The organism is Candidatus Clostridium eludens (assembly GCF_045310515.1).
GTDB classification, from domain to species: domain Bacteria; phylum Bacillota; class Clostridia; order Clostridiales; family Clostridiaceae; genus Clostridium_B; species Clostridium_B eludens.
The window spans coordinates 1-432 of sequence record NZ_JBJHZX010000169.1; the positions used below are offsets into that span (position 1 = coordinate 1).

Below are 432 nucleotides of genomic sequence, written 5' to 3' on the forward strand. Positions count from 1 at the left end.
GTCATTTGGCAATAATAAGTTATTCATTGGTAATATAAACATTGCTAAATAAAAAGGTATTGTAATAAAAACAAATAGTGAAGTTATAATAGCTCTTCCTTTATAATTTTTTCTTTGAAATACATCTCCAAGGTATCCAAAAAACCCCGAAGTCAAACCACCTATTTGAAACAAGGCAAAGATATATCCTGCAGCAATAGTTGCTGTTTTTATATTGTAATGTTCATGTTGGATTTTGGAAATGTATAATGTTGGAAGCCATATTAGACTTCCAGTTGTAATATTCATAAAAAACCCCTGAAAAAACAGTAAAACATTACTACTCTTGGAGGCTATTTTATATAAATGATTAAGCTCAATGTTGTAATTATATTCATACCCTTTTTTAATAAGCTCTTTTAATTCAGGTTCTGATTCCCCTAATTCAGGTTC

1 pseudogene is annotated in these 432 nt (G+C 28.9%); it reads right to left on the reverse strand.

The features are described from left to right. Positions 1–288: pseudogene (locus ACJDU8_RS26045) on the reverse strand (MFS transporter); the annotation flags it as partial. Positions 289–432 lie beyond the last annotated feature (144 nt).